Genomic DNA, 24,528 nt, shown 5'->3' on the forward strand with positions numbered 1-24,528 from the left:
GGCAAAGTGTCGAGCCGAAGGAACGCAAACGAAAGACCATGATCGCAAATTAACCAGGCATACGCTGCAAGTCTTGCAGCCTTCACGTCGAACTCTCGGCCCAAGCCCATATTTGCGACATCGCGATCAAGCCCCCGAAACCGTGACGGTTATCCCGCTCTGTTAACAGAGTGCGCATGGTCTTGCGCTAGACTGCCTGTCATCAGCAACGAAAGGGGCTGCTTCATTCACGTGAAGCGCTGATACACATATGGCCAATATCAATCCGGGTTTCCCCCTGCAACGCAAGGCGGCCACCATCGCTGCCGTCGCAGGCGTCCTGCTTGTGGCGGGCGGCGGACTGGTGTCGTGCGGACGCACGATTCAGCCCGGCAATGTCGGCGTCAAGATACGCACGCTCGGCCCTTCGGCCGGCGTCGATCCGACGCCGCTGTCGTCCGGCTACCACTTCAATCTGCTGGGCGAACGCATCGTCGAATTCCCGGTGATCCAGCGCACCTACGCCTACACTAAGGAACGCAACGACGACGGGCCGGAAAACGAGGAGCTGACCTTCTCGGACAATAACGCGCTGCCAATGACGGCCGACGTGCAGCTTGTCATGCGCATCGATCCGTCGAAGGCGCCGGCGCTCTATACGCGTTATCGCCTAACCTTCGATCAGATATTTGAAGGCCCCCTGCGTAACGACGTGCGTTCGGCCATCGCGGCGGAAACCGAACTGGTCAGCGTCGAATACCTCTACAAGGGCGGCCGCCAGACAGTAGTCCAGAAGGCGCTGGCGCGCGTCAACCGTAAATGGTCGCCGCAGGGCGTCGAGGTCAGCCAGCTCGACTGGATCGGCACCATCCGCTACCCGCAGGTCATTCTCGACTCGATCCAGGCCAAGACCAAGGCCGACGCCGACGCCTCGGCCGCCCAAGCCCAGGTTGCAGTTGCGAAGGCGCAGGCCGACGCCAAGATCGAACAGGCGCGCGGCGACGCCGAATCGAACCGCTTGCTGGCCCAGTCGATCGCCTCCAATCCCGAGGTGGTGCAACTGCGCGCCATCGAGAAGTGGGACGGTCATCTGCCGCAGGTCACCGGCGGCTCGGTGCCGTTCATCAACCTGGACCGCAAGTAAATTGTACCTCCCCGTTTTCGCAGAAAATGGGGAGGGGGACCGCACGAACCGCTGACTGCGTAAGCAGTTGGCGGTGAGATGTGGTGGTGGGGTTTCTTGCTAGGGGGCGCAAAGAAAGTAAGAAACCCCTCCGCCATCCCCATCTCGACGCGACGGAGAGATGCCGGAAGGCAGGGCTTTTTGCCGCGCGCGATCGTGCCACATTGACGCCGTAATCACATCCGCGTGATCTTTCCGGTTTCGCTTTTCTGTTATTTCGCAGAAGCGTAATATGTCTGCGTCGCCAGGTAAGCATACAGTTTTCAACGGCGATGAAGGCGAACGAAGAAAATGATCGTCACATAAATTGCAATAGCCGTTGATGAAACCGGCGCTAAACAAAAGAAAAGCAAACGTCATCGAGATTAGCGAACTCTGACGGAAAGCTTAGAAAAGTATATCGGCACAGCCCAAAATCTGGTCACACCTGATCAGGACTCAACCGGAAACCTTTCGACTTTTGCCAACACCTCTAGACAGGTGGCGCTTTCACGCGGCTCAAATCCCGTCCAAACGATAATCTTCGGCCCATATGGCGCCCGGACCGCGGTTGCGGAACGGTATCATATTGCCGAAATCGTGAAGACGGGTCGAAACAAGGCCGGATGGCCCGCCACTCTAACGGCGCAACTGGGGGCAGTGCGTCAGGCAAGGTCCGTCTTCGGGGGAAGACGGCAGGGGCATAATCCGACCTTGGGGGCGTCTGTCGAGGGAGGATGCGCGTTGATAGCCGGGGGGCTTGAGCGCATCCGGGGACAGACGGGGAAGGGGAGGCCGCATACGGCGCGCCTCCCTTTTCTTTTTGTGGTAGCCTGCGTCGGACGGGGAAGCTGCCGTGACAATCTCAGTGATTTTAAGCGAAGACCACGAGCGCTTTATCGAAGCCCAAATCGCGAGCGGCCGCTTTGCTGACGTCAGCGAGGTGGTATCTGCGGGCGTGGCGCTTCTTGAGGCCCGTGAGGCCAGGCTTGATGTGCTTCGTGCCGAAATTCAGAAGGGCCTCGAAGGACCGTTTATTCCCGCCGAAGAAGCTTTTGAGTACGTTCGTGAGAAGGTACGCGCCGTAGCTCGCCAACAAGCGGAAAATCAGCGCAATAATCGAGACTGAAGCAGTCTCTAACCTCCGCCACCGAGCGCGGGATGAAAGCTCTTGACCAGAGAGCCGCAGACCAGCCCCCAGCCGTCGACCAGCACGAAGAAGATCAGCTTGAACGGCAAGGACACCGTCGCCGGCGGCAGCATCATCATCCCCATGCTCATCAGGACGCTGGCGACGACAAGGTCGATGACCAGGAAGGGCACGAACAGCAGGAAGCCTATTTCGAACGCCTTCTTCAGCTCGGAAATCATGAAGGCCGGGGTGACCACGCGTACCGGCAACTCCATCTGGTCCTTGGGCATGGTCATCTTGGACAGGTTGACGAACAGGCCAAGGTCCTTCTGGTCGACCTGGGCCAGCATGAAGCCCTTCAAGGGCGTCGAGGCGGCGTCGAACGCTTGCGGCAGCTCCATTTCCTGGTCCATCAGCGGGCGGATGCCGTCCGTATAGGCGCGCTCCCAGGTGGGCGCCATGACGATGGCCGACAGGAACAGGGCCAGCGAGATGATGACGGCGTTGGGCGGGCTCTGTTGCAGGCCCAGTGCCGTGCGCAGCAGTGACAGGACGACGACGATGCGGATGAACGAGGTCGACATGATGACGATCGACGGCGCCAGCGACAGCACCGTCATCAGGCCGATCAGCTGGATGACGCGCGCCGACAGGCTGCCGCCCTTGCCGAGATCGACATTGACCGCCTGGGCCAGGACCGGGAACGGCGTGATCATCAGCGCGAAGCCGATAATGAAGGTCACGAGCACGATGATGTTGAGCGCGCGCGGCGACAGCCCTTTGCGCGCGGCATGTGTTTCGGAAGCAGGCGCGGCGTCAGAACAGGTCGTCATTGGGATCTTGCGCTTGGGCGACGGAGGGACGGGCGGCTGGCGCCGGAGCGGGTTTGGCGGGCGTACTGGCGGCTACCGGTTTGGCGGGCGCCGCGGGCGGAACCGGACGCGGCATCGGCTTGGCCTGTGGCAAGACGGCGGGCGCCTCTACGGCCCTGGGCTCTGTCTTGGGTTCGGGCTTGGGTTCGGGCTTGATCTCGGTGTGTTTGGGGCGCGGCTCGATCAGCTCATGGCCTTCGCCGAGCAGGATCAGGCGCTCCTCGTCGTCGAGACGGACCAGCACCAGGCGGCGCGCCGGATCGAGAACCAGGGTCTCGACGACCTCAAGACGCCGCAGGCCGCGCTTGGCCGACATCTTGGCCATGAGCTGCGGCGCATAGCGCTTCAGCACGTAGGCAAGCGCCAGGATCAGCCCCAGCACGAAGGCCAGGGCGAAAACCGCCTTGAGAGTCGAAGTCAGCGCTTCCATGTCTTTTCCATCTGCCCGGCCTTTGGTTAACGGCCCGTTTACCGAAAGCCTTTGTTAACCAAAAGGTGGGCATTATTTGCCCCGTACCTCCGGGCACAGGCATCACGCCTTAAGCCGAGTCGGGGGCGGACGCGAACCGGAAAGGGCGGACCATGACGACGGGCATATCGCTTCTCGACGCGCTGCAAAACCGCATGGGCTGGCTGAGCGGCCGGCAGAAGGTGGTTGCGGAAAACGTCGCCAACGCCTCGACGCCGGGCTTCAAACCGCACGACCTTCAGGCCCAGGACTTCGGTCAGCTGATGGCCGGTGGCTCGGACGCGGGCGGCCAGATGGGCATGATGGTGACCAACGCCATGCATATCCAGATGCAAAATCCGCTGCCGTCCGGCGCGAAGGAGATCACCGCGCCCGATTCGGAAACCACCATGGACGGCAACAGCGTCGTGATGGAAGAGCAGATGCTGAAGATGTCCGAGAGCCGCCAGCAGTTCGAAGCGGCCGTGGGCTTCTATGAAAAGTCGATGTCCCTGGTCCGCATGGCGATCAAGGCGCCTGGTAAGTAAGGAGTCTAGGTAATGGTCAAGTCCATCAATTCCGATCAGACCATGGCGGTCGCAGCCTCGGCGCTGAAGGCCCAGCAGGCGCGTATGCGCATCATCGCCGAAAACATCGCCAATGCGGACTCGACGTCCAAGGTCAAGGGCGGCGATCCCTACCGCCGCCAGCAGCCGGTCTTCACCTCGTCGCCGATCGACGGCGCCACGGGGGTCAAGCTGGCTGAGGTCGTGCCGGATTCGTCGGCCTTCACCATGGAATTCGATCCGGCCAATCCGGCGGCCGACACCAGCGGCTACGTCAAGAAGCCCAATGTGAATCCGCTGATCGAAACCATGGACATGCGTGAGGCGCAGCGCGCCTACGAAGCCAACCTCAACGTCATCGACACGTCGCGCGCCATGGTTTCCAAGACGCTCGACATCCTGCAAAAGTAAGGACTGACCCATGACCCCCTTGATGGCAGCCCGCGCCTATGGCGCCGCAATCAAGCAGAGCGACAGCCTGGCCGGCGGCGCCACGGCGGCGACCGGCCGCCCGGACTTCGGCAAGATGCTGGCCGGCGCACTGGAGCAGACCTCGAAGGCGACGCAGGGCGCGGAAAACATGATGGTCCAGCAGCAGCAGGGCAAGGCCGAGCTGATCGACGCGGTCACTGCCGTGTCCAGTGCCGAGACCAATCTGCAAACCGTCATCTCGATCCGCGACCAGGTGATCAGCGCCTACCAGGAAATCATGCGGATGCCGATTTAATCAGTTGGTGACCGTCAGGAAGCAGGCCGCGCGCTTGGTCAGTTCGATCGGCGACAAGGCTTCCTTGCCGGCCTTTGCCGGCGCGGCGCTGCCGGCATATTGTTGCAGCAGCGGGCGCACATAGGCGCTTTTCACCGCCCAGTTTATGTTCTGCGGCAAGGTGCCCACGCCCCGATAGAAGGCCCCGGCCTCCGCCTCGGCGTCCACCACCCCGACAATATGCCCGCTGGCGTCGACGACCGGGCCGCCGGAATTGCCCGGCTGGACCGGCGTCGTCATCTGCATAACGTTGGCCGCGCCCTGGATGCCGCTCAGCGCGCTGACGACCCCTTCCGAGTATTTCGGCTCCGGCCCCAGGAGTTCGGGGACCGGAAAGCCGATCGTGAACACCTTGTCGCCGGTGTGGAGGCTGCCGTCGTCGGCCAGGCTCATCCGGTAGGCCAGCGGCCGCTCGACGCGCAGCAGGGCGATGTCGTTGGCGGGATCGGTCGCGACGACGGCCGCCGACTGCACGGCTTCGGTGCCGCAGAGGGCCGAAATGGTCTTGCCGTCGGCGATCACGTGATGGGCCGTGACGATATAGGTGCCGTCCAGAACGACAAAGCCCGTGCCGGTATATTTCGCCCCGGGGGCTTTTCCTTCGCCCTTGTAGCTGACCGTCACCTCGGTCTTGCGGATGCGCGATTCCTCGACGACATAGGGAATGTCCTTGATTTCGAGCAGCCTTTTGGTGCGGTCGACGAAGGTTTCCTGCTCGCCGCGGCCGGCGATGATCGAACTGCCCCAGCCCAGGCTGCGGACCGACACGCCGTGGATGACCTTGCCGGTCCTGGCGGTGAATTCGACCGTGTCGATGAAGATTTCCGTGGTGTAGTCCCAGCCGCCGTAGTCGGAGTGGATCGCCAGCTTGGGCGGCGTGCCCTTCCACACGACATTGTCCTTGCCGAAGGTCTTGGCCGCCTGGTCGATGAAGATGTCGAAGGCCTGCTGGGCGGTCACGTCCTCGTAGACATAGACCTTGTCTTCAGCGAAGGCCTGCGGTGCGGACGCCATGACGCCCCCCGTTGCAACGGCAAGCGCCAGGCCAAGGCCGCGCACGGCCGCCAACGCGACTGATCTGTACATTGAAGCCCCCGGATTACCTCATCGCCCGCCCGAGATATGCCGCCCCAAGGGGGCCGCTGTCAATCTTGCGCGATCGGGCCGGGCCGGGCCGTGCGTCAGTAGGTCACCTTGATCAGGCACGCGGTGCGCTCGGCCAGTTCGATCGCCGACAGCTTTTCCCTGGATGCCGGAGCGGGCGCCGTGGCGGAGTAGCGGATAAGCAGCGGGCGCAGATAGTCACTCTTGACGGCCCAGTTGACGTTCTGCGGCAGGCTGCCGGCGTTCTCGTAGAAGGCGCGCACGGCCGCGGTCGAGGTGACGATGCCGATGACGTGGCCGTTGGTGTCGATCAGCGCGCCGCCGGAATTGCCGGGCTGGATCTGGGTCGTGATCTGCATGACGTTGGCGGCGCCCTGGATGCCGCTCAGCGCGCTGATGACGCCTTCGGAATACTTGCCTTCGGTGCCCAGGATATCCGGGACGGGAAATCCGATGGTGAAGACCTTGTCGCCCGTGTGCGCGCTGCCTTCCTCGGCCAGCGCCAGATGATAGCCGAGGGGCGTTTCGGCCTTCAGCAGGGCGATGTCGTTGGCGGGGTCGCGCGCCAGGACCTGGGCGGAGCGGACGGCCTCGCTGCCGCAGGCGGCAGAGATGGTCTTGCTGTTTGCTACGACATGGTTGGCGGTGACGATATAGCTTCCGTCAAGGATGACGAAGCCCGTGCCGCTGGCGCCTCCGGCCGGCGGGGGCGAGGCCTCGCCGCCGTCGCTGCCGCCGCTGCCGGCGGCCGCATAGGAATTGATCTCGCGGACGCGCGCCGGGGCGACGGCATAGACCTTGGCGGAGGTTTCGAATTTCCGCTGCAGGCGGCTGATGAAGTGGTCGTTGATCAGCCGGCCGGTCAGGAAGGATGAACCGCCGCTGTGCGTCGACACCGTGACGCCATGGATGACCTTGTCGGGCATCAGGTTGAATTCGACTTCGCGGATGGAAATGTCCGTGTCCCACCAGTCGATAATGACCTGGGTATGCACCGACAGGCCGATCCCCGACGAAAGCGGGGTTATGTTGTGGGGCGCGAAGTTCCGGTCCGCCTCGTCGGTCAGCAGCTTCAGCGCCTCCTGGGGCGTAAGCTCGTAGACCTTTTGCATATCCTCGGCCCGGGCCGTCGCCGAAAAGCCGGCCACGGCCACGGCCAGAACGAGAACAGCCAGCCACCCCGCCGAAAGCCGGCGGACGGCTGCGAATACGACATGGCTGTGCATGAAACCCCCGGAAATGCCTGATCGCCCGGCCTCAGATATGCCGTTTGCGGGTACCGGCTGTCAATCTTAACGATTTATGGCCGCCGGGCCTGTCCCGTGGGGGAGAATCTCTGCAGTCTTAATCCCGCATTAACCCTGAGGCAGGCAAATTCCGCCGGGAGTACCGGCAGATTTTGCCGGGTAGCCTGCAATGGATTAACAAGATGAACGGCACTGAGGTACTGGCTTTCGGACGCGACGCGATCTGGCTGACGATTCAGCTGGCGACGCCGATCCTGCTCGTCGGCCTCGTCGTCGGCGTGGCCATCGGCCTGTTCCAGGCCCTGACCCAGATCCAGGAACAGACCCTGATCTACGCCCCCAAGATCATCGCCATCTTCGTTGCCCTGCTGCTCTTCCTGCCGCTGATGGGGTCTCTTCTGTCGGGCTTCATGCAAGAAGTGGCCGGCAAGATCGCCGGCATGTGATGATCCTGGCGGCCGCCCCCGGACTGCGGTTGGCGCCGATCGCCGCGGCCCCGGCCGCCGATGTCAGCTCGTTTTTCGGCACGTCTTCCGACCTGTGGGCCGTGGGCCTGACCTTCATCCGGCTGGCCTGCCTGGTCATGCTGGTGCCGGGTCTGGGCGACCAGTCGGTGCCGGCGCGCTATCGCCTCAGCTTCGCCCTGGCGTTTTCGATCGTCACCGCGCCGCTGGTGCGCGACACCCTGCCGCCGCTGCCGCCGGGCCTGGGCGCCATGACCGGCCAGATCCTGCACGAAGTCATTATCGGCCTGATGCTGGGCACGCTGACGCGGGTCCTGCTGTTCACCCTGACGACCAGCGGTGAGATCATTTCGCTGCAAAGCGGCCTGTCCTTCGCCCAGACCGCCAACCCGACCCAGGCCCAGCCCTCGACCAGCATCGCCACCTTCCTGGCCATGCTGGGCCTGGTGATGATCTACGCCACCAATACGCACCACCTGTTCATCCGCGCCATGGTCGACAGCTTCCGCATCTTTCCGGCGCAGCGCCCGGTGATGATCGGCGATGCCGTAACGCTGATGACGCGCACGGTCGAGCAGAGCTTCGTGCTGGCCCTGCAAATGGCCGCGCCGCTGATCGTCTTCGGCCTGGTGTTCAATATCGCGACGGGATTCATCGGCCGCATCATGCCGAACTTCCCGATCTTCTTCGCCGCCACGCCGCTCAGCCTGCTGCTGGGCCTGGCCCTGTTCGCCCTCGGGCTCGGGGCCACCGGCATGGTCTTCATCGACCACTATCAGGACATGCTGTCCGTCTTCATAAGGCACGGCAATGGCTGAGGTGGTTTTTTCCTGCATCTCCCCGTCGCGAAGCGATGGGATGGTGGAGGGGTTTCTTGCTTTCTTGAATACGGCTGATGGTGTGAAGGAAGTAAGAAACCCCACCACCACATCTCGTCGCCTAAAGGCTCCTCGTGCGGTCCCCCTCCCCATTTCCTGCGGAAACGGGGAGGTGCAAGCAATCACGGGGGTGACCCGTGGCTGAGGACTCGGATGAGGACAAGACAGAAGAGGCCTCGGGCCGAAAACTCCAGCAGGCGCGCGAGGAAGGCAATGTCGCCAAATCCGCCGACCTGCCGCAGGCCTTGTCGCTGATCGGCGCCGTCGCGGTCGTGGCCCTGCAAGGGCCCGCGATCTGCCAGACCCTGGCCGGCGACCTGCTGCCTTTCCTGGCCCACCCCGAACAGCTGCTGAATTCGCTGGAAGGCGATGGCGGGGTCACCATCATGGGCGACCTGCTGCTCAAGATCCTGCCGCCGATCATTACCATCATGGGCGCGGCCCTGGTGCTGGGGGTCGCCGGCAACGTGCTGCAGACCGGGCTGATGTTCACGCCCAAGAAGCTGGCGCCCGACTTCTCGAAGCTCAACCCGCTGCAGGGCTTCCAGCGCCTGTTCGCCGTCGACGGCATGATCCAGTTCGCCAAGACCCTGCTCAAGCTGGTCGTGGTCGGCGCCATCGTCTGGGCGACGCTGAAGGACAAGGTGGCGGGCATCGTCAACCTGACGGGCGCCTCACCCGTCGTCATTCTTCCTTATGCGCGCGAGCTTCTGATGGCCGTGGCCATGGCGGTCTGCCTGTTCATGTTCGTCGGCGCCGGCGCCGACTACATGCTGGTCCGCTTCCGTTTCATGCAAAAGATGAAGATGTCGAAGCAGGAACAGAAGGACGAATACAAGAGCACCGAAGGCGACCCGCACATCAAGGCCAAGCTGCGCCACCTGCGCCTGGAAAAATCGCGCCGCCGCATGATGGCCAATGTCGCCAAGGCGACCGTGGTGGTGACGAACCCGACCCACTACGCCGTGGCGCTGCAATATGTGGCCGGCGAAACGGCCGCACCGATCTGCGTCGCCAAGGGCATGGACGCGGTCGCCCTGAAGATCCGGGAAGAGGCCGGAAAGCACGACGTGCCGATCGTCGAAGACCCGCCGCTGGCCCGGGCGCTCTATGCCGCCATCGATATCGACCAGGAGATTCCCGCCGAGCATTTCGCCGCCGTGGCGAAACTGATCAGCTTCATCCTGACGAAAAAGCGGCGCGGATTCTGACCGCTGCCGGCTAAGGACGTGGAATCCCTGACATTATCTTGAGAAGCGTCATTTCGCCAAATGCGTTAATATCAGGCAGTGATTCGTGCCCGTGACGCCTGAAGGGGCGGGCGTCGTGGTTTGAAAAAGTGAAGGTGTTCGTCTTGGCTGCACGTAAGTTTCAATCGATCGCTGAGCCCGCGCCTGCGGCGCTCGAAGGGGAAGAGGGGGCGCAGGCCCGCTCTCCGGCGTCGCGTTTTTCGCTCAGCCGCCTGCGCGAGACGGTGAACCCCTGGACGCTCGGCATCGTCGCCGCCATCGTGCTGTGCGCGTGCACGGCGGTGTGGCTGGTCGCGGGACAGTTGCCGATCGGGCTGATGCTGGCCATCATCCTCATCACCTTTGCCGTCGTCATCTTCCTCGGCATGTTCGCCTTCTCCACCGATGAGGAAATCCTGTCGGCCGAGGGCTTCCGCGCCAACGACATCGTCGGGGCCCTGTCCGAAGCCGCCGCGGTTGCGGGCTTCGACGGCCATGTGCTCGCCGCCAACGCGGCCTGGAAGGACGCCGGCGGTTCGGCGCGACGCCTGCCGCAGGGTGACGACGCCCCCGGCCTGTTCGTGGCGCTGCGCGAAGCGAAGGCGCAAGGCAATGGCCGCGCCCTTGTCAAGCTGGGCGGCTTCGATTTCGAGATGATCGTGTCGCGCCTGGGCGAAGACCTGGTGCTGGTGCGCGCCGGATCGCAGGGCGTGCTGGGCCAGAACGTCATGCTGCACCACGAGGACGACAAGTTGCATGGCGAGCCCGACGGCCCGGAGGCCGGCCATGAGGTTGTGGCCCAGGACCTGCCGGCGGCCGAGCTCGACGCCTTCGCGGCGGCCGCGCCGTTCGGTGCGGCCCTGCTGCTGGGCGCCGACCTGTTCTCGGCACGCATCCAGGAATTCAATCCGATGTTCGCAGCCCTGGTCGAAAAGCCCCACGACCCGCTGGCCGGTATGAGCTTCGCCGACTTCGTCACAGACAATTCGCGCGCCGACCTGACTGAACGCGTCGGTTCGGCCAAGGCCGGTCCGTTCGACATTTCCCTGCGCACCAAGTCCGATCGCCCGGTTCAGATCTATGTCTCGCCGGTTGCCGGCGGCTTCACCGTTTTTCTCTTCGACGTCTCGGAGCAGCGCAAGCTGGAGCAGACCCTTGTCCAGGCGCAGAAGATGCAGGCCATCGGCCAGGTGGCCGGCGGCATGGCGCACGACTTCAACAACCTTTTGACGGGCTTCAAGTTCCGCAACGACCAGCTGCTGCTCAACCATCCGCTGGGCGATCCGTCGTACGAGGACCTGAACGGCATCCGCCAGATCATTGCCCGCGCCGAAGACCTGGTCCGCAACCTTCTGGCCTTCGCGCGCAAGCAGACCGTCAAGCGCGTCACGCTGAACGCCGGTGAAATGGTCAGCGAGGCCGAGGTCCTGTTGCGCCGCCTGGTGCGCGAGGACGTGAAGCTCGAAACCGAATACGGCCGCAACCTGCCTAATGTCCACGTCGACAAAGGGCAGATGGAAATGGTCATGATGAACCTGGTGGTCAACGCCCGCGACGCCATGCGCGCCCAGGGCGGCGGCAAGGTCAACATCCGCACCGCGGCGCTGAGCCAGGACGAGGCCAGGGCGCGCGGCTGGGAGAATGCGCCGGCCCAGGGCGCGGCCCTGATCGAGGTCAGCGACACCGGCCCGGGCATCCCGCCGGAAATCGTCGGCCAGGTGTTCGAGCCCTTCTTCACCACCAAGCCGCTGGGCGAGGGCACGGGCCTGGGCCTGTCGACGGTGCACGGCATCATCAACCAGGCGGGCGGCCATATCCTGATCGATTCCAGGATCGGGCAGGGCGCGACCTTCCGCATCTTCCTGCCGGTGTGGATCGAGCAGGAGAAGCCGGGCGGCGAGACGGCGCCGAAGCCGGTGGTCGAGGCCAAGCCGGTGCCCAAGGACCTGTCGGGCGTCGGCCGCATCCTGTTCGTCGAGGACGAGCAGATCGTGCGCGGCATCGCGGCGCACCTGCTGCGCCAGCGCGGTTACGAGGTCATCGAGGCCGAGGACGGCGAAGAGGCTCTGGCCATCATCGAGTCCAAGGAACACAAGTTCGATCTTCTGATTTCGGACGTGATCATGCCGGGCCTGGACGGCCCGTCGATGCTGAAGCGCGCCCGCCCGCTGATCGGCAATGTGCCGGTGATGTTCATTTCGGGCTATGCCGAGTCGGAATTCTCGGACCTGCTGGAAGAGGAGCAGAATGTGTCGTTCCTGCCGAAGCCGCTGGATATCAAGACGCTGGCGGAGCGGGTGAAGGAACAGCTGGCGGCTTGAGTTTCCGGGCCGAACGCCCGGAGCCATGCGGAGGGCCGGGTTGTGGCCCCAAGACTTTATTCAATAAAAAAGCCCTCGCCTGCCGCGGGGGCTTTTTTATTGATCGAAGGTTTTTGTGGGGGCACAGCCCCCACGCCCCGATACTTAGCAAGCGGTTCCGCCGTCGACCGCGATCTTCTGCGTTACGCCCTTGAAGGCCACGACGATACTGCCCGACTGTTCGACGCTGTCGGACTCCTCATGCGCCGCGCCGGTCGTCAGCGCCTCGGTCACGGTCAGGCCGGATTTCTTGTCGACGAAGACCCGGACGCCGCCCTTTTCATCGATCACCGACGTCGTCAGGTCGACGCGATACCGGGCGCCGTCGACGCGGATATAGCCGTGCGCGCCGGTATCGACGCCGTCTTCGATGAAGACCTGGCCCACGCCCTTCTGGTCGAGCATGACCTGGCAGCCCTGGATGTCGTTGTCGGCGTCGGTCAGCGCCTCAACCTTGAAGCTGGCCGGAACAGCACTTGATGCGGCTGCCGACGACGCTTCCGCGGGCGCCGCCACGGGCTTGCTGCAGGCAGCCAGCGCGAAAACGAGTACGGTCATGGAAAGGATGCGTTGCATGAAAAACCCCCGGGCTTAGGGGGCGACGCTATCACTTCGCCGCCAGCGCCTCAAGCCGCCGGATCAGCGCCTCGCGATCGGCCGTCATGCCCTTGTAATCGAGCTGTTCGGGCGTCAGCGCGCCGATCTGCGCGATAAGGGCCGTCGCGATCTCCGGCCCGTCAGCGTGGCTTTCCAAGGCCTCGAACGGATCGATATAGATGCGGATGGTGAACAGGATGGCGCCGCTGTCCGGCAGCCTGCGCAGGGTCTGGCGCTCCAGCCGCAGATAGACGTTTTCCGCTACCTCACCGGTGCCGAACCTCCGGCCGGCATTTCCCGGCTCCGGGTGATGCAGCTCTGCGTCGCCATACAGCGACCAGTTCCAGCGCATCACCGGCAATTCGGGTTTCAGATTGTCGAACATGCGCTCGATCATCGCCGCATTGCGCGTGCCGGCATTGAAGCCCGGCACCGGGCCGTGGACCTCGTGCATCGGCCGGCCGAGCTTGTCCGACAGCCGCCACGACGACGGAAAGGCCAGCGCTCCGGCCGTCACCGTCCAGCCCTCTTCGCGCTTTTCAAGGACCACCAGATCCTCCTGCACCATGCCCGCCGCGATCAGCAGGGGCGGCGTCAGCGGATCGTCCAGCCGCGCCCGGCGAAAGGCCGGCACGACGTCGACCTGCGGGCCCATGCGCATATAGATGTCGGGAAAACGCTCCGGCAAATGATCGGCCAGCAGCATCAGGGCCTCGCGTTGCGCCGCCTCGCTGCCCGGCAACTGCCCGAAGATGTCGTGCGGCACGCGGGCCGCCAGCCGGTCCTTCTGATCGAGATAGGCCAAAAGCGCGCCGTCCGCGTCGATCCAGTCTTTCAGATCGAGCGGTTTCAGACCGATGGTGAACAGCTTGGACGAGCCGTCATAGGGCGTATGCATTCATCTTTTCTGCCGCAAGGTCTCGCCCAGCGCAACAGCTGCGGCGCCCACGGCATAGGCGGCGAAGTCCTTGAGATCGAACGATCCGCCCAGCAGGAACCGGGCCCACATCTGGTGGCGCAGGTGCAGCCGGTCGATCAGATGGACATACTGTCCGAACTCGATGGCGCAGGCGATCAGGAAGGCCGCGATGATCGCCGTGCGGACCGGCAGGGGCGAAACGGCGCGTAGACCCAGATAGACCAGCACCACGGCCAGCGAGTCGCCGATATAGGGACGGATCACCGCGTCATGAACGAACAGCGCGATGACCAGTTCGATCGCGAACACCACCGCAGCCGCCAGGGCATATCCAACGCGCATTTTCCGCCCCCCAAACGAAAAATGCGGCGCCGAAGCACCGCATTCTTTTGGTCTTGCCCGTAAGCTTACTTCTTGAGGAAGCCGCCGAACTTGTTGTTGAAGCGCGAAACGCGGCCGGCCCGGTCGAGCAGCTGGCCCGAACCACCGGTCCATGCCGGGTGCGTGCGGGGGTCGATGTCGAGGTTCAGGACAGCGCCTTCCTTGCCGTAGGTCGAGCGCGTCTTGTAGCTGGAGCCGTCCGTCAGGGTGACGGTGATCCAGTGATAATCGGGGTGGCCTTCTTTTTTCATCGTCGCGGTCCTTACACGTCCAGCCAGCATAAGCGCGGACGCCGAAAAAGGGGTGAGCCGGGCAGCGCCGGCGGAAGGCAGGCCTCATACATGAAGGCGTCTTGCGGCGCAACCTTTTCCTATCTAAATCGGCACCATGGCCGACTCCCGTTCCGCATCACCCGCCCCAGACACAGACCCCAGGGACCGCCCCGGATCCGGCGCCGAACTGGCCGGCGATATCCGGGCCGCCGCCGCCCGGCGCGGCAAGACGCGCGACCTCAGGCCGCTCAGACGTCTTGGACCCTATCTGTGGAAACAGCGTGTCAACGGCGTCTTCATGCTGGTCTTCCTGGTCATTTCGGCATCCGCCGTGCCGACCATGACCTTCGTCCTGCGGCATCTGGTCGACAACGGCTTCGGTTCCGGGCGGCCGACCGAGCTCAACAAGTGGTTCCTGCTGGCGGGCGTGCTGGCCCTGGTGCTGGCCGTGTCGACGGCCCTGCGCTACTTCTTCATCACGCGCCTGGGGGAACGCGTCGTCGCCGACCTGCGCGAGGACGTCTTCGGGCATATCCTGCGCCTCGATCCGGCCTATTTCCTCAAAATCCGGACGGGCGAAGTCATTTCGCGGCTGACCGCCGACATCCAGATCATCGAATCGCTGGTGGCATCGTCGATCTCGATCGCCCTGCGCAATCTCCTCAGCTTCGTCGTCGGCATCGTGCTGATGATGATCGTCAGCCCCAAGCTGACCGGCTTCGTCCTTGTCATCATTCCGTTCGTCGTCGTTCCGCTGATCGCCTTCGGCCGCCAGGTCGGCCGGGTGACGCGCGAAACCCAGGACATGTTCGCCAGCGCCGTCGGCTTCGCCTCGGAATCGCTCGATGCGCTCGAAACCGTCCAGGCCTTCGTGCGCGAACAGTTCACCCAGACCCGCTTCGATGCCGGCGTCGAGGCCGCCTATGCCAAGTCGGTCGGACGCATGGCGACACGCGCCATGATGACGGCCATGTTCATCACCTTCATCTTCGGCGGCATTTCCATCGTGCTGTGGCTGGGGGCGCAGGACGTGCTGAACGGTCACATGACCAACGGCAAGCTGCTGCAATTCGTCTTCCTGGCGGCCTTCACCGGCGGCTCGGTCGCCAACCTCAACGAAACCTGGGGCGACGTGCAGAAGGCCGCCGGCGCCATGGCGCGCATCGACGAGCTTTTGCAGTCAGAGCCCAATATCAAGGCGCCGCCGTCGCCCGCCGTCCTGCCCGAACCGGCGCGCGGCGATATCGTCTTCGACAACGTCACTTTCGCCTATCCGTCGCGTCCGGAAGCCCAGGTGCTCGATGGCTTCTCGTTGCACGTCAGGCCGGGAGAAACCGTGGCCCTGGTCGGGCCGTCGGGCGCCGGCAAGTCGACCGTCTTCAAGCTGCTGCTGCGCTATTATGAGTTCGAGACCGGCGGCATCGCGCTGGACGGCGTCGACATCCGCAGGGCCGACCCCAAGGCGGTGCGCGAACGCCTGTCGCTGGTGGCGCAGGACACGGCCCTGTTCTCCGGCTCGGCTGAAGACAATATCCGCTTCGGGCGTGAGAACGCCACGGACACCGATATCCGCCTGGCCGCCGCCAAGGCGCAGGCCCTGACCTTTATCGAGGCCCTGCCGCAGGGCTTCAAGCAACCGCTGGGCGAACGCGCCAAGTCGCTGTCGGGCGGGCAGAAGCAGCGCCTGTCGATCGCGCGGGCCCTGGTGCGTAATGCGCCGGTCCTGCTGCTCGATGAGGCGACTTCTGCGCTCGACGCCGAAAACGGACAGCTGGTCCAGGCCGCGCTTAACGAAGCCATGCGCGAACGCACGACCCTGGTCATCGCCCACCGGCTGGCGACCGTGCTCAAGGCCGACCGCATCGTGGTGATGGACGAGGGCCGGGTGGTCGACAGCGGCACCCACGCCGAACTGGCCGCCCGCGACGGCCTCTACCGCCGCCTGGCGCAGCTTCAGTTCAATACGTAAGCAGGCCTTCTGCCATGGCCCGCCCGGTAAGGCACAGCGCTTCGGCCAGGGTCTCCGCCGTGGCGGGGACCTGGCTGAGGATCCACGGTTCCATCGCTGCCTGAAGCGCCGCGCCGATCTGCGCCGCCACCAGCGATGCCGGCAGCCGCGACAGGGGCCGCAGATCGCCCAGCGCCGTTTCGATCTCGGCCGCCAGCACGCGTGAAAAGCTGTGCCGGGCCGCCGTTTGCAGCAGCACGCGCGCGATCCGCTGGTTTTCACGGAAATGCTTCAGCGTATCGACCAGATCGGCCGGACGGGTACCGCGTCTGACGGTCGAGGCGATGACCGACAGCGGCCCTGACAATCCCCGGCGCAACAGGTCGTCCTTGCCGGTGAAATGCTCGTAGAAGGTCGATCGCCCGACATTGGCGCGCTCGACAATAGCGGCGATCGTGACCTGGCCGTAGGGGCGGTCGAACAGCAATTCCAGGAACGCGGCGACGATCGCCGTGCGCGTCTTTTCCAGGCGCCGGTCAATGTTGATTTCTGTGTCGGCGGACATCTGGCCCCTCCTGTCCGGAAGCGGACGGCGCGGCCTCCACGTCGGAAGGCGTGCCGCCCCGCCTGTGATAGCCGTCGTCATCCTTCACCGCAAGACGGAGCAAACCGTGACGACCACCGCCTTCAAACCCCTGAACCTCAACGGCACCGCCTATGGCGGCGTGCTGATCGTGGCGACCCTGGCCACGATAGCCCTGGTCGCACATCATCCCCCGCAGTGGCTTCTGGCCCCGGCCGACGCCGCCGCCATCGCCGCCGACACCATGGGCCGGGTCGAGCACGGGGTGTTCATCCTTCTGACCTTGCTGCTGATGACGGGTGCGTCCGGCCTGGCCTGGCGGATCGGCATCGCGCATCCCCTGGTCATGGCGGGATGGCTGGCCTATGTCGGCGGAGGGCTGAGTCTGATCGGGGCGCTGCTGCTTAACGGCTATATCGCGCCCGGACTGCCGGGCGACGCCCTCCCGCCGGCCGTCACCGCGCTGGCGGCGGTCAGCCGCCTGGGGCTGGTCCTGCTCAGCCTGGGCGTCGTGCTGTGGGGCCACGCGCTGCTGCATCGTGGCGGGGCCGCCCGCATGATGGCGCTGCTCGGCATGGCGGCGGGCGGGTTCTCGGCGGCCTTCGTGCTGACCGCCGGGCCGGTGCTCGATCTCGATCACCTGATGGCGTGGGCGGCCGCGCATATCGTGTGGAACCTGGCCATCGGCGTCTGGTTCCTGCGCAGCCTCAAGCACGATTAGCCGGCAAATTTATTGACCGGCAGCCCCTTGTGACCGCGCAGGCCCGATTTCGGAATCTCGAACAGGGTGCCTTCCATCACGTCGCCGGGGCGGTGTTCCTGTGCCGCCGAGGTGACGACCATCCGGTCGAGATCGTTGCCGCAGAAGGTCAGGCTGGTGGTGCACTGCGCCGGCAGCATGATGTCGAAATCCTTGCGGCCGTCGGGGAAGTAGCGCGAAATCCGCCCGCCGCCATAGTGCGACACCCAAAGCCCGTCGTCGGCGTCGACCGTGCAGCCGTCCGGCAGGCCGACGCCCGCTTCGAACTTCGTGAAGACGCGCTTGTTCGACAGGCTGCCGTCGGCGGCCAGGTCGAAGGCATAGACGATGCCGTCGTGCGTTTCGTTGTGATAGAGGATTTTGCCGTCGCGCGAGAAGGCCGGGCCGTTGGTGCAGACATAGTCCGTGTCCATTGTATGCACGCTCAGGTCCGGATCGATGCGGTACAGGGCCGCCGTCCGGTCCTTGAACGCCAGGTCCATCGTACCGGTCCACAGCCGCCCCCGGGCGTCGACCTTGGCGTCGTTCAGGCGGTTGCCCGGCTTGTCCTTTTCCGGCTGCGCCACCGGCGTCAGGCTGAACGGATCGAGCGTCAGGAAATGCACGGTCTGGCGGATGGAGACGACGAAGCCGCCTTTTTCGCGCTCGACGATCCAGTTGATGATGTCGGGCATGTCCCAGCTCTGCTGCGCCCGGTCGGCCAGACCATAGCGGTGCAGCTTTTTGCCGAGGATATCGACCCAGAAGACCGACTGGTATTTCGGCGACCACAAGGGACCTTCGCCCAGGATCGCGCCGGGCTTGGTCAGGGCGACCGGCGTTTCGTCCGCGAGGACTGTTAGCGGTAACATTGCGGCAAGCGACAGACCCGAAAACAGGCCCTGGCGACGGGTGATCATGGACGGTCCCTCAAATTTTATTTTGAGGGATTAGCCGCCGGAATGATTACGCTGTCAATAGGTGCGCCAAGCCAGATGGTAATGGTTTGGACGGAAGAATTGTCGTGTGGTGAAGCTACGCCATGCCCCTTCCGTCTCCCCTCCGCCAGGGCTTCGGGGAGCCACCTTCCCCGCTCCGCAGGGAAGGAACTAGACATTCAAAATTCTTTTCCTTCCCCTTTTAAGGGGGAGGTGGGACGAGCGGAGCGAGTGGCGGAAGGGGGAAGCGGAGGTTTCGACGTACGCAGGCGCTTCCCGTGCATCACCTTAGTCGTTTTTGATATTGCTCTTGGTCTTGATCTTCTGGTCCGGCCGGTTGGCGGGTTGGGCCGAGCCGCTCGAACTGCTGCTGGCCGCCGCTTCGCACGCCGCCGAGGTCGAGGCATCCATCGAGGAACTGGCCGACGCCGAGGTCTTGCCGACGGCCGCGCCGCCGCCCTTGGTCCAGCCGGCGCACATGTCGCCGGTCACCGTCATCTGCGTACCCGACTGCGTCGTCGTGCGGGCGGTGTCATCCGCCAGCGCGATCTGCGCCACCACGACCAAAGCCACGACGCCTACCCCTGCCGCTATCTTTTTCATATCCAGCTCCCAGCTGCCGGCGGACGGCTTGTCCGCGGTACTGGTTTGTAGCACAGCTGTCACAAACGACAACGGTAGGGTAACGCCGTTATCGGCCTACTGCGCCAGCTTCAGCTTTTCGACCAGCTGCGGATAGATTTCCGGATTGCCGCAGACGATGTCGCCCGAATTCATCGGCGAGTCGTCGCTGTCGATCGAGGTGATCTTGCCGCCGGCTTCCTGGACGAACAAAATGCCCGCCGCCATGTCCCACGGCTTCAGGCCGCGTTCCCAATAGCCGTCGAAGTGACCGGCGGCGACATAGGCGAGGTCCAGCGAACAGGCGCCGTTGCGGCGGATGCCGGCGGTGCGCTGCATGATCTGGTGCAGTTCCTTGAGGAACTGGGCGTGGCCGGGCTTGCCGATAAAGGGAGCGCCGGTGCCGATGAGGGCTTCGTCGAAGACCTTGCGCGACGACACGCGCAGGCGGCGGTCGTTCTGGTAGACGCCCTTGCCTTTTTCCGACCAGAACAGGTCGTTGGTGATGGGGTTGTAGGTCACGCCGGCGACGATTTCGCCTTCGCGCTCCAGCGCCACGGTGCAGGCGAAGTGCGGAATGCCATGCATGAAGTTGGTCGTGCCGTCGATCGGGTCGACGATCCAGGTATGGGTCTTGTCCGTACCGGCGACCAGGCCCTGCTCTTCACCCAGGAAGCCATAGCCGGGACGGACGCGCATCAGCTCTTCGAACAGCGCGGCTTCGACGCGCTTGTCGGCGGCGGTGACGAAGTCGCCGGGGCCCTTTTTCGAGACCTGAAGTTCGGTGACTTCACCGAAGTCGCGCCCGATGCCCTTGCACGCCTTGCGTACGGCGCCCACCATGACCTGGATAAGTGTAGACTGAAGAACCGTGACCATGGCGGGGACCTTTACGTGATTTACAATGTAGGACGACAGGCGGGGAGGCCTAGTCGTTGGATTGGTTGCTCTTCGTCTTGGTCTTGACCAGTGACTGGTCGCCCGATGACGAAGACGAACTGCTGCTGGCGCTGCTGCTGTCCGAGGACGCACAGGCCGCGGCCGAGCTGTTGGCCGACGACGAACTGCTACTCGATCCGGCGTCGCGCTGGAATGTCGGGCAACTCGCCGTCTTGGACGACCCGATCAACCCCTTCGGCGCCGCCCAGGCATTTGGCCCGGCGACATGCGCCACCACGACCAAAGCGAATATACCTACCCCTGCTGCTATCTTTTTCATGTCCAGCTCCCGGCTGTGAGCGGGCGGTTTGGCCGCCCTCCGTCCGTGACCATCCTGGCCTCCGGACACCGGGTTTTAACACAGCTGCCATAAACGACAACGGCGGAGATAACGCGGTTATCAGTCGGCGCGCTTCATGTATTCGCCGGTCTCGGTCGAGACGACGATGCGTTCGCCCACGCCCATGAAGGGCGGGATCATGACGCGCATGCCGTTCGAGGCAACGGCGGGCTTGTAGGAGGACGAGGCGGTCTGGCCCTTGATGGTCGGCTCGGTCTCGACGACTTCGAGGACGACGGTGTCCGGCAGGCTCATGCCGATCGGCTTTTCGTCGTGCGATTCGATGACCACGACCATGCCGTCGTGCAGGAAGCGGACCTGATCTTCGCCGACCCATTCCTTGGCCAGGCTGATCTGCTCGTAGTTTTCGGTATCCATGAAAACCAGCATGTCGCCGTCTTCGTACAGGAAGCTGTGGTCGCGCTGTTCCAGCGTGACGCGCTCGACCGTATCGTCCGAACGGAAGCGTTCATTGAGCTTGGTGCGGGTGACCAGGTTCTTCATTTCGACCTGGGCGAATGCGCCGCCCTTGCCGGGTTTCACGTGCTCGGTCTTCACAACGGTCCACAGGCCGTTCTGATATTCGAGAATCATGCCGGGCTTGATCGTGTTGGCGTTGATCTTCATGGGATATAACTTGTCAAAGAATGGGTGAAGTTGGCGGCGTTACTAATGGTTACGCGCTACAAAGGCAAGGGGGGCTTCACGAACGCAAAGGTTAATGCCAATAGTGGGAAAACAGAGGAACCCTCATGCGCCCGTCCCGAATTCTTGTCATCGCCTCGCTTGTCGTGCTGGCCGCCTGTACCCAGCACAAGACCGAGGAACAGTCGTCCCAGGAATCGTCGCCGGCCGCCGCGCCCGCCGAGCCGCACCCGGCCGACCAGGGCGCGCTGTCGTGCGACTATCCGGTCAAGCACGATGCGACAGCCGAACAGCTGCTGGCCAAATACGGTGACGACGCCGTGGTCGGCCTGGTCGAAACGCCCGACGCGGGCACGACCAACGGCGTCATCCTGTGGCGCGGCTATCCGAAGCAGCGCATCGAAATCACCTTCTGGGACAAGGAACAGACCCATATCCGCGCGGTGCGGCTCGGCCAGGAGGCCACCGCCTGGAAGGGACCGTCGGGCCTGCATTACGGTTCGTCGATCGAAGATGTGGCGTCGGCCAACGGCGCCTTCGCGCTGGAGCGCTATAACTGGGACGACGGCGGCTATCTGGGCGATCTCGGCGACGGACGGCTGGCCAAGCTGCCCGGCGGCTGCGGCCTTTCGGTGCGGCTGGCCCCGCAGGCCGACAAGCGCCACGACGCGCCCTATAACGACGACGGCTTCGACTGGAACGACGATCGTGTGGCGGGCCTGGGCCTGACCGTGTCGCGGATGGAGATCGACTGGCCGAAATCCTAGTCCAGGAAATCCTAGTCCAGGAAATCCTGGTCCAGGGAATCCTGGGCGAGGGCTTCGAGGAGGGCGCTGACGCCGGCCGAAGCGCCTTGCGCGTGGTTCCACACGGCGCCGCTGACCGCGATGAAGTCGGCGCCGGCCCCGGCGACCGCGCGGGCGTTTTCGGCCGTGATGCCGCCGATGGCGACGCATGGCGTCTCCATCGTTTCCTGCCAGATCGACAGGGTGTCCAGTTCGGCCATGTGCTCGACCGTCTTGGTCGTGGTCGGATAGAAGGCGCCGAAGGCGACATAGTCGGCCCCGGCCTCGGCGGCCTCCATGGCCAGGTGGCGGCTGTTGTGGCAGGTGACGCCGATCATGGCGCCTGACCCCAGAATCCGTCGGGCATCCTTATAGGCCATGTCCGATTGCCCGACATGGACGCCGTCCGTGCCCAGTTCGCGCGCCAGGTCGACATGGTCGTTCATCACCACAGCCACGTCGTGCCGGTGCGCCACCGGCATCAGGACCTTCACGGCCTCGCGGATGGCGTCGAGCGACACGTCTTTCAGCCGGATCTGCAGGGCGGCGACATCGCCGGCCGACAGGGCGTCCTCCAGCGTACCTTCGAAGGCCGAAAGATCGGCGATAAGGGGCGGGGTGATCAGGTACAGGCGGCACGCATTGGTCATGAGACAGTGGTTGCCGCAAGCTTCCCTTGCGGTCAAGCGCTTGTTTATTCGGAATTTATGGACTCGACGGCGTTCGGCATGGCTTGTGCCATGATGTGGACGTAAACTCCGGCCATTCTTTTGGGAAGAGAGGCAAGGAGAAATCCAATGAAAACCAATATGAAGTTTCTGGCTGCGGCGGCTGCCGCGGCCCTGACCGTAGCCGCCGGCGCCGCCAGTGCGCAGGATACGCGCTATGACGGCTATTGCTACGTCAAGCAAGGCGACGCCAAGACGACCGGCACGGTTATCGGCGCCCTGGCCGGCGCCGCGCTCGGCAGCCAGGTCTCGAAGCACGAACGCGGTCTCGGCGCCGTGGGCGGCGCCGTCGTCGGTGGCGCCGTCGGCCGCCAGATCGGCAAGAGCAGCGTCAAGTGCTATAACGGCGAATATTATTCGTACAATACCGGCCAGTATACGGCGGGTCCGGCCCCTGAGGGCTACACCACCGTCTATTACGACCAGCGCCCGGAGCAGGGGGCCTACAGCACGGTCTACTATGATCCGGAACGCCGCTCGACCTCGCCCAGCGACCGCTATGCCTACCGCGCCGGTTACAACAACGGTTATAATAGCGGCTACAACAACGGCTCGGGCGACCAGGCCTATAATGACAGCCGCTCCAACAGCGACAGCCGCCGCGGCTGGCGCGACGACCGCGGCCAGTGGCACACCGGCCAGCCGCAAGCCTGGGGCTGGCGCGACGACCGTGGCGTCTGGCACGAAGGCAAGTTCGACACCTACGGCTACCAGGACCGCGACGGCCGCTGGCACGAGTCGACCAATACCAGCAGCTACGGCAGCAACTACTAAACTGTCGGCCTGACCGCATTCGAACCCCCCGGCCATCGCGCCGGGGGTTTTGTTTTGCGCCCCGGTTGGTTTTGCGCCCCGGTTTGTTTTGAGCCCCGGTTTGTTTTGAGAATGACTTGCATTGATTCATGTTCGATGTTACATGTGAGAGGCATTCTCATTTGCATCCGGGTTTCCAGTGTACGTCTGTAATTGTAACGGCATCCGCGAACGTCAGGTTCATCAGGCGATCGCATGCGGCGCTTCGACGGCCAAGGCCGTCTTCGATCACGTTCAGTGCCGCCCCCAGTGCGCGCGCTGCGTCTGCGATATCCGCGAAATGATCGACGAAGCCCAGGTCGCGCTCCAGCAGGCCGCCGAGTAACTAAGCTTCACACCACTATCCATGCGCGCTAGTCTCCTTGCCGAGAGTCGCTAACAGGAGACCGCCATGAAGGGCCAGCCCGATATCATCAAGCTTCTGAACAAGGTGCTGACCAACGAACTGACGGCGGTCAACCAGTACTTCCTGCACGCCCGCATGCTGGAAAACTGGGGCCTCTATCACCTCGGCCGCATCGTCTACAAAGAGTCGATCGAGGAGATGAAGCACGCCGACCTGCTCATCAAGCGCATCCTGTTCCTCGACGGCCTGCCCAACCTGCAGGACCTGCACAAGCTGCGCATCGGTGAAACAGTCACGGAAACACTCGTATCGGATCTGGGTGTCGAAACGAACGGCCACGCCCTGCTGGTCGATGGCGTCAAGTTCTGCGACGACCACAAGGACTATGTCAGCCGCGAACTGCTGCGCAAGATCCTGGAAGACACCGAACACCATATCGACTTCCTGGAAACCCAGCTCAACCTCATCAAGCTGATGGGCGAGGCCAACTACATACAGAGCGGCATGAAGGAAATCGAAGGGGAGGGCTGATATCTACGGTCATGAAGAATGACCGCAGATATCATTTTTTCAGCTCAAACGCCGCCGCACGGGCGGCCCCGATGGCTCGTCGCCCACGAAGCGTTGTCCTAACGCTTCGCTTCTTGAGGACAAGCCGGCGGCGGGCAGTCGCCCTTGCCAACGGCGATCAAAATAGATCACCGTTGGAAAACGTTCCCTCGCTGCA

30 protein-coding genes are annotated in these 24,528 nt (G+C 63.8%); 15 read left to right on the forward strand and 15 right to left on the reverse strand.

All coding sequences use genetic code 11. The annotated features are described in order from the left end of the window. Positions 1 to 250 precede the first annotated feature (250 nt). Together AB8717_RS03920 and AB8717_RS03925 are read left to right on the forward strand one after the other, a co-directional pair. Positions 251 to 1,123 (forward strand): SPFH domain-containing protein, encoded by an 873-nt coding sequence (locus AB8717_RS03920; RefSeq protein WP_443749723.1) that lies wholly within the window; start codon positions 251 to 253, stop codon positions 1,121 to 1,123. A gap of 874 nt (positions 1,124 to 1,997) precedes the next feature. Then, positions 1,998 to 2,270, forward strand: coding sequence for a type II toxin-antitoxin system ParD family antitoxin (locus AB8717_RS03925; protein ID WP_443749724.1), 273 nt, complete (start codon positions 1,998 to 2,000; stop codon positions 2,268 to 2,270). An 8-nt stretch (positions 2,271 to 2,278) separates the two neighbouring features. Here the strand turns inward: AB8717_RS03925 and fliP are convergent, their stop codons facing one another. Then, a complete protein-coding gene (gene fliP, locus AB8717_RS03930; protein ID WP_443750853.1) occupies positions 2,279 to 2,989 on the reverse strand; it encodes a flagellar type III secretion system pore protein FliP in 711 nt (236 codons plus the stop codon). Between the two features lie 100 nt (positions 2,990 to 3,089). Continuing rightward, on the reverse strand, positions 3,090 to 3,575 hold the full coding sequence (locus tag AB8717_RS03935; RefSeq protein WP_443749725.1) for a FliO/MopB family protein: 486 nt from the start codon (positions 3,573 to 3,575) through the stop codon (positions 3,090 to 3,092). 152 nt (positions 3,576 to 3,727) lie between these two features. On the opposite strand from AB8717_RS03935, the gene AB8717_RS03940 reads away from it, so the two are divergent. Genes AB8717_RS03940 through AB8717_RS03950 form a run of 3 tightly spaced genes read left to right on the forward strand, consistent with a single transcriptional unit; the run spans position 3,728 to position 4,886 of the window. After that, positions 3,728 to 4,141: a flagellar basal body protein gene (locus AB8717_RS03940; protein WP_443749726.1), complete on the forward strand. Its 414-nt coding sequence runs from the start codon at positions 3,728 to 3,730 to the stop codon at positions 4,139 to 4,141. Between the two features lie 12 nt (positions 4,142 to 4,153). Further along, a complete protein-coding gene (flgC, locus tag AB8717_RS03945) occupies positions 4,154 to 4,570 on the forward strand; it encodes a flagellar basal body rod protein FlgC (protein WP_443749727.1) in 417 nt (138 codons plus the stop codon). 10 nt (positions 4,571 to 4,580) lie between these two features. After that, complete coding sequence (locus AB8717_RS03950) at positions 4,581 to 4,886, forward strand: flagellar hook-basal body complex protein FliE (RefSeq protein WP_443749728.1); 306 nt, start codon at positions 4,581 to 4,583, stop codon at positions 4,884 to 4,886. Here the strand turns inward: AB8717_RS03950 and AB8717_RS03955 are convergent, their stop codons facing one another. Continuing rightward, positions 4,887 to 6,011, reverse strand: coding sequence for a S1C family serine protease (locus AB8717_RS03955; protein WP_443749729.1), 1,125 nt, complete (start codon positions 6,009 to 6,011; stop codon positions 4,887 to 4,889). Between the two features lie 95 nt (positions 6,012 to 6,106). Then, complete coding sequence (locus AB8717_RS03960) at positions 6,107 to 7,255, reverse strand: S1C family serine protease (RefSeq protein ID WP_443749730.1); 1,149 nt, start codon at positions 7,253 to 7,255, stop codon at positions 6,107 to 6,109. Positions 7,256 to 7,458: 203 nt separating this feature from the next. On the opposite strand from AB8717_RS03960, the gene fliQ reads away from it, so the two are divergent. The 4 genes from fliQ (at position 7,459) to cckA (ending at position 12,168) form a co-directional block, all read left to right on the forward strand. Next, complete coding sequence (gene fliQ / locus AB8717_RS03965) at positions 7,459 to 7,722, forward strand: flagellar biosynthesis protein FliQ (RefSeq protein ID WP_443749731.1); 264 nt, start codon at positions 7,459 to 7,461, stop codon at positions 7,720 to 7,722. Next, positions 7,722 to 8,558, forward strand: coding sequence for a flagellar biosynthetic protein FliR (fliR, locus tag AB8717_RS03970; RefSeq protein WP_443750854.1), 837 nt, complete (start codon positions 7,722 to 7,724; stop codon positions 8,556 to 8,558). Before fliQ ends, fliR begins: the two co-directional genes overlap by 1 nt. Positions 8,559 to 8,755: 197 nt before the next feature. Continuing rightward, a complete protein-coding gene (gene flhB / locus AB8717_RS03975; RefSeq protein WP_443749732.1) occupies positions 8,756 to 9,829 on the forward strand; it encodes a flagellar biosynthesis protein FlhB in 1,074 nt (357 codons plus the stop codon). 143 nt (positions 9,830 to 9,972) lie between these two features. Beyond that, positions 9,973 to 12,168: a cell cycle histidine kinase CckA gene (gene cckA / locus AB8717_RS03980; protein ID WP_443749733.1), complete on the forward strand. Its 2,196-nt coding sequence runs from the start codon at positions 9,973 to 9,975 to the stop codon at positions 12,166 to 12,168. A gap of 144 nt (positions 12,169 to 12,312) precedes the next feature. Here the strand turns inward: cckA and AB8717_RS03985 are convergent, their stop codons facing one another. The 4 genes from AB8717_RS03985 to rpmE all read right to left on the reverse strand — a co-directional run bounded on the left by AB8717_RS03985 (position 12,313) and on the right by rpmE (position 14,355). After that, on the reverse strand, positions 12,313 to 12,783 hold the full coding sequence (locus tag AB8717_RS03985) for a hypothetical protein (RefSeq protein ID WP_443749734.1): 471 nt from the start codon (positions 12,781 to 12,783) through the stop codon (positions 12,313 to 12,315). Between the two features lie 31 nt (positions 12,784 to 12,814). After that, complete coding sequence (locus AB8717_RS03990; RefSeq protein WP_443749735.1) at positions 12,815 to 13,702, reverse strand: heme-dependent oxidative N-demethylase family protein; 888 nt, start codon at positions 13,700 to 13,702, stop codon at positions 12,815 to 12,817. Next, positions 13,703 to 14,065 (reverse strand): ribosomal maturation YjgA family protein, encoded by a 363-nt coding sequence (locus tag AB8717_RS03995; protein ID WP_443749736.1) that lies wholly within the window; start codon positions 14,063 to 14,065, stop codon positions 13,703 to 13,705. A gap of 65 nt (positions 14,066 to 14,130) precedes the next feature. After that, entirely contained in the window at positions 14,131 to 14,355 is a 225-nt protein-coding gene (rpmE, locus tag AB8717_RS04000; protein WP_443749737.1) for a 50S ribosomal protein L31, read from the reverse strand. A gap of 136 nt (positions 14,356 to 14,491) precedes the next feature. Between rpmE and AB8717_RS04005 the strand changes: the two genes are divergently transcribed. Continuing rightward, positions 14,492 to 16,345: an ABC transporter transmembrane domain-containing protein gene (locus AB8717_RS04005; RefSeq protein ID WP_443749738.1), complete on the forward strand. Its 1,854-nt coding sequence runs from the start codon at positions 14,492 to 14,494 to the stop codon at positions 16,343 to 16,345. Here the strand turns inward: AB8717_RS04005 and AB8717_RS04010 are convergent. Beyond that, complete coding sequence (locus AB8717_RS04010; protein ID WP_443749739.1) at positions 16,335 to 16,889, reverse strand: TetR/AcrR family transcriptional regulator; 555 nt, start codon at positions 16,887 to 16,889, stop codon at positions 16,335 to 16,337. The genes AB8717_RS04005 and AB8717_RS04010 overlap by 11 nt on opposite strands. A 106-nt stretch (positions 16,890 to 16,995) precedes the next feature. On the opposite strand from AB8717_RS04010, the gene AB8717_RS04015 reads away from it, so the two are divergent. After that, a complete protein-coding gene (locus AB8717_RS04015) occupies positions 16,996 to 17,628 on the forward strand; it encodes a hypothetical protein (RefSeq protein WP_443749740.1) in 633 nt (210 codons plus the stop codon). Here the strand turns inward: AB8717_RS04015 and AB8717_RS04020 are convergent. From AB8717_RS04020 to efp, 5 genes are all read right to left on the reverse strand, one after another. After that, entirely contained in the window at positions 17,625 to 18,566 is a 942-nt protein-coding gene (locus AB8717_RS04020) for an SMP-30/gluconolactonase/LRE family protein (RefSeq protein ID WP_443749741.1), read from the reverse strand. The genes AB8717_RS04015 and AB8717_RS04020 overlap by 4 nt on opposite strands. Positions 18,567 to 18,872: 306 nt before the next feature. Continuing rightward, positions 18,873 to 19,187, reverse strand: a complete 315-nt coding sequence (locus AB8717_RS04025; protein WP_443749742.1) for a hypothetical protein — start codon at positions 19,185 to 19,187, stop codon at positions 18,873 to 18,875. Positions 19,188 to 19,283: 96 nt separating this feature from the next. Continuing rightward, positions 19,284 to 20,084, reverse strand: a complete 801-nt coding sequence (locus tag AB8717_RS04030) for an inositol monophosphatase family protein (protein WP_443749743.1) — start codon at positions 20,082 to 20,084, stop codon at positions 19,284 to 19,286. Positions 20,085 to 20,133: 49 nt separating this feature from the next. Beyond that, a complete protein-coding gene (locus tag AB8717_RS04035; RefSeq protein ID WP_443749744.1) occupies positions 20,134 to 20,424 on the reverse strand; it encodes a hypothetical protein in 291 nt (96 codons plus the stop codon). A gap of 120 nt (positions 20,425 to 20,544) precedes the next feature. Continuing rightward, on the reverse strand, positions 20,545 to 21,111 hold the full coding sequence (efp, locus tag AB8717_RS04040) for an elongation factor P (protein WP_443749745.1): 567 nt from the start codon (positions 21,109 to 21,111) through the stop codon (positions 20,545 to 20,547). A 125-nt stretch (positions 21,112 to 21,236) separates the two neighbouring features. Between efp and AB8717_RS04045 the strand changes: the two genes are divergently transcribed. Next, on the forward strand, positions 21,237 to 21,896 hold the full coding sequence (locus AB8717_RS04045) for a hypothetical protein (RefSeq protein ID WP_443749746.1): 660 nt from the start codon (positions 21,237 to 21,239) through the stop codon (positions 21,894 to 21,896). 11 nt (positions 21,897 to 21,907) lie between these two features. On the opposite strand, the gene thiE is transcribed toward AB8717_RS04045, so the two are convergent. Next, positions 21,908 to 22,564 (reverse strand): thiamine phosphate synthase, encoded by a 657-nt coding sequence (thiE, locus tag AB8717_RS04050; RefSeq protein WP_443749747.1) that lies wholly within the window; start codon positions 22,562 to 22,564, stop codon positions 21,908 to 21,910. A 147-nt stretch (positions 22,565 to 22,711) separates the two neighbouring features. Between thiE and AB8717_RS04055 the strand changes: the two genes are divergently transcribed. The 3 genes from AB8717_RS04055 to bfr all read left to right on the forward strand — a co-directional run bounded on the left by AB8717_RS04055 (position 22,712) and on the right by bfr (position 24,332). Continuing rightward, positions 22,712 to 23,416 (forward strand): glycine zipper 2TM domain-containing protein, encoded by a 705-nt coding sequence (locus AB8717_RS04055; protein WP_443749748.1) that lies wholly within the window; start codon positions 22,712 to 22,714, stop codon positions 23,414 to 23,416. Between the two features lie 178 nt (positions 23,417 to 23,594). Further along, entirely contained in the window at positions 23,595 to 23,780 is a 186-nt protein-coding gene (locus AB8717_RS04060) for a (2Fe-2S)-binding protein (protein WP_443749749.1), read from the forward strand. Positions 23,781 to 23,846: 66 nt separating this feature from the next. After that, positions 23,847 to 24,332: a bacterioferritin gene (gene bfr, locus AB8717_RS04065; protein ID WP_443749750.1), complete on the forward strand. Its 486-nt coding sequence runs from the start codon at positions 23,847 to 23,849 to the stop codon at positions 24,330 to 24,332. Positions 24,333 to 24,528: the final 196 nt, after the last annotated feature.

Source organism: Asticcacaulis solisilvae (assembly GCF_052327315.1).
GTDB lineage: Bacteria > Pseudomonadota > Alphaproteobacteria > Caulobacterales > Caulobacteraceae > Asticcacaulis > Asticcacaulis solisilvae_B.

Bases quoted from the DNA above. Each gene is read 5' to 3' on its own strand.
- fliP (WP_443750853.1), bottom strand. From the start codon at position 2,989: ATGATCACGCCGTTCCCGGTCCTGGCCCAGGCGGTCAATGTCGATCTC.
- AB8717_RS04010 (WP_443749739.1), bottom strand. From the start codon at position 16,889: ATGTCCGCCGACACAGAAATCAACATTGACCGGCGCCTGGAAAAGACG.
- AB8717_RS03920 (WP_443749723.1), top strand. From the start codon at position 251: ATGGCCAATATCAATCCGGGTTTCCCCCTGCAACGCAAGGCGGCCACC.
- efp (WP_443749745.1), bottom strand. From the start codon at position 21,111: ATGAAGATCAACGCCAACACGATCAAGCCCGGCATGATTCTCGAATAT.
- AB8717_RS04030 (WP_443749743.1), bottom strand. From the start codon at position 20,084: ATGGTCACGGTTCTTCAGTCTACACTTATCCAGGTCATGGTGGGCGCC.
- AB8717_RS03995 (WP_443749736.1), bottom strand. From the start codon at position 14,065: ATGCGCGTTGGATATGCCCTGGCGGCTGCGGTGGTGTTCGCGATCGAA.
- fliQ (WP_443749731.1), top strand. From the start codon at position 7,459: ATGAACGGCACTGAGGTACTGGCTTTCGGACGCGACGCGATCTGGCTG.
- AB8717_RS04055 (WP_443749748.1), top strand. From the start codon at position 22,712: ATGAAAACCAATATGAAGTTTCTGGCTGCGGCGGCTGCCGCGGCCCTG.
- bfr (WP_443749750.1), top strand. From the start codon at position 23,847: ATGAAGGGCCAGCCCGATATCATCAAGCTTCTGAACAAGGTGCTGACC.
- AB8717_RS03955 (WP_443749729.1), bottom strand. From the start codon at position 6,011: ATGTACAGATCAGTCGCGTTGGCGGCCGTGCGCGGCCTTGGCCTGGCG.
- AB8717_RS04035 (WP_443749744.1), bottom strand. From the start codon at position 20,424: ATGAAAAAGATAGCAGCAGGGGTAGGTATATTCGCTTTGGTCGTGGTG.
- AB8717_RS03985 (WP_443749734.1), bottom strand. From the start codon at position 12,783: ATGCAACGCATCCTTTCCATGACCGTACTCGTTTTCGCGCTGGCTGCC.
- AB8717_RS04005 (WP_443749738.1), top strand. From the start codon at position 14,492: ATGGCCGACTCCCGTTCCGCATCACCCGCCCCAGACACAGACCCCAGG.
- AB8717_RS03990 (WP_443749735.1), bottom strand. From the start codon at position 13,702: ATGCATACGCCCTATGACGGCTCGTCCAAGCTGTTCACCATCGGTCTG.
- flgC (WP_443749727.1), top strand. From the start codon at position 4,154: ATGGTCAAGTCCATCAATTCCGATCAGACCATGGCGGTCGCAGCCTCG.
- thiE (WP_443749747.1), bottom strand. From the start codon at position 22,564: ATGACCAATGCGTGCCGCCTGTACCTGATCACCCCGCCCCTTATCGCC.
- AB8717_RS03935 (WP_443749725.1), bottom strand. From the start codon at position 3,575: ATGGAAGCGCTGACTTCGACTCTCAAGGCGGTTTTCGCCCTGGCCTTC.
- AB8717_RS04045 (WP_443749746.1), top strand. From the start codon at position 21,237: ATGCGCCCGTCCCGAATTCTTGTCATCGCCTCGCTTGTCGTGCTGGCC.
- rpmE (WP_443749737.1), bottom strand. From the start codon at position 14,355: ATGAAAAAAGAAGGCCACCCCGATTATCACTGGATCACCGTCACCCTG.
- fliR (WP_443750854.1), top strand. From the start codon at position 7,722: ATGATCCTGGCGGCCGCCCCCGGACTGCGGTTGGCGCCGATCGCCGCG.
- AB8717_RS03940 (WP_443749726.1), top strand. From the start codon at position 3,728: ATGACGACGGGCATATCGCTTCTCGACGCGCTGCAAAACCGCATGGGC.
- AB8717_RS04025 (WP_443749742.1), bottom strand. From the start codon at position 19,187: ATGAAAAAGATAGCGGCAGGGGTAGGCGTCGTGGCTTTGGTCGTGGTG.
- AB8717_RS04020 (WP_443749741.1), bottom strand. From the start codon at position 18,566: ATGATCACCCGTCGCCAGGGCCTGTTTTCGGGTCTGTCGCTTGCCGCA.
- AB8717_RS03960 (WP_443749730.1), bottom strand. From the start codon at position 7,255: ATGCACAGCCATGTCGTATTCGCAGCCGTCCGCCGGCTTTCGGCGGGG.
- AB8717_RS03950 (WP_443749728.1), top strand. From the start codon at position 4,581: ATGACCCCCTTGATGGCAGCCCGCGCCTATGGCGCCGCAATCAAGCAG.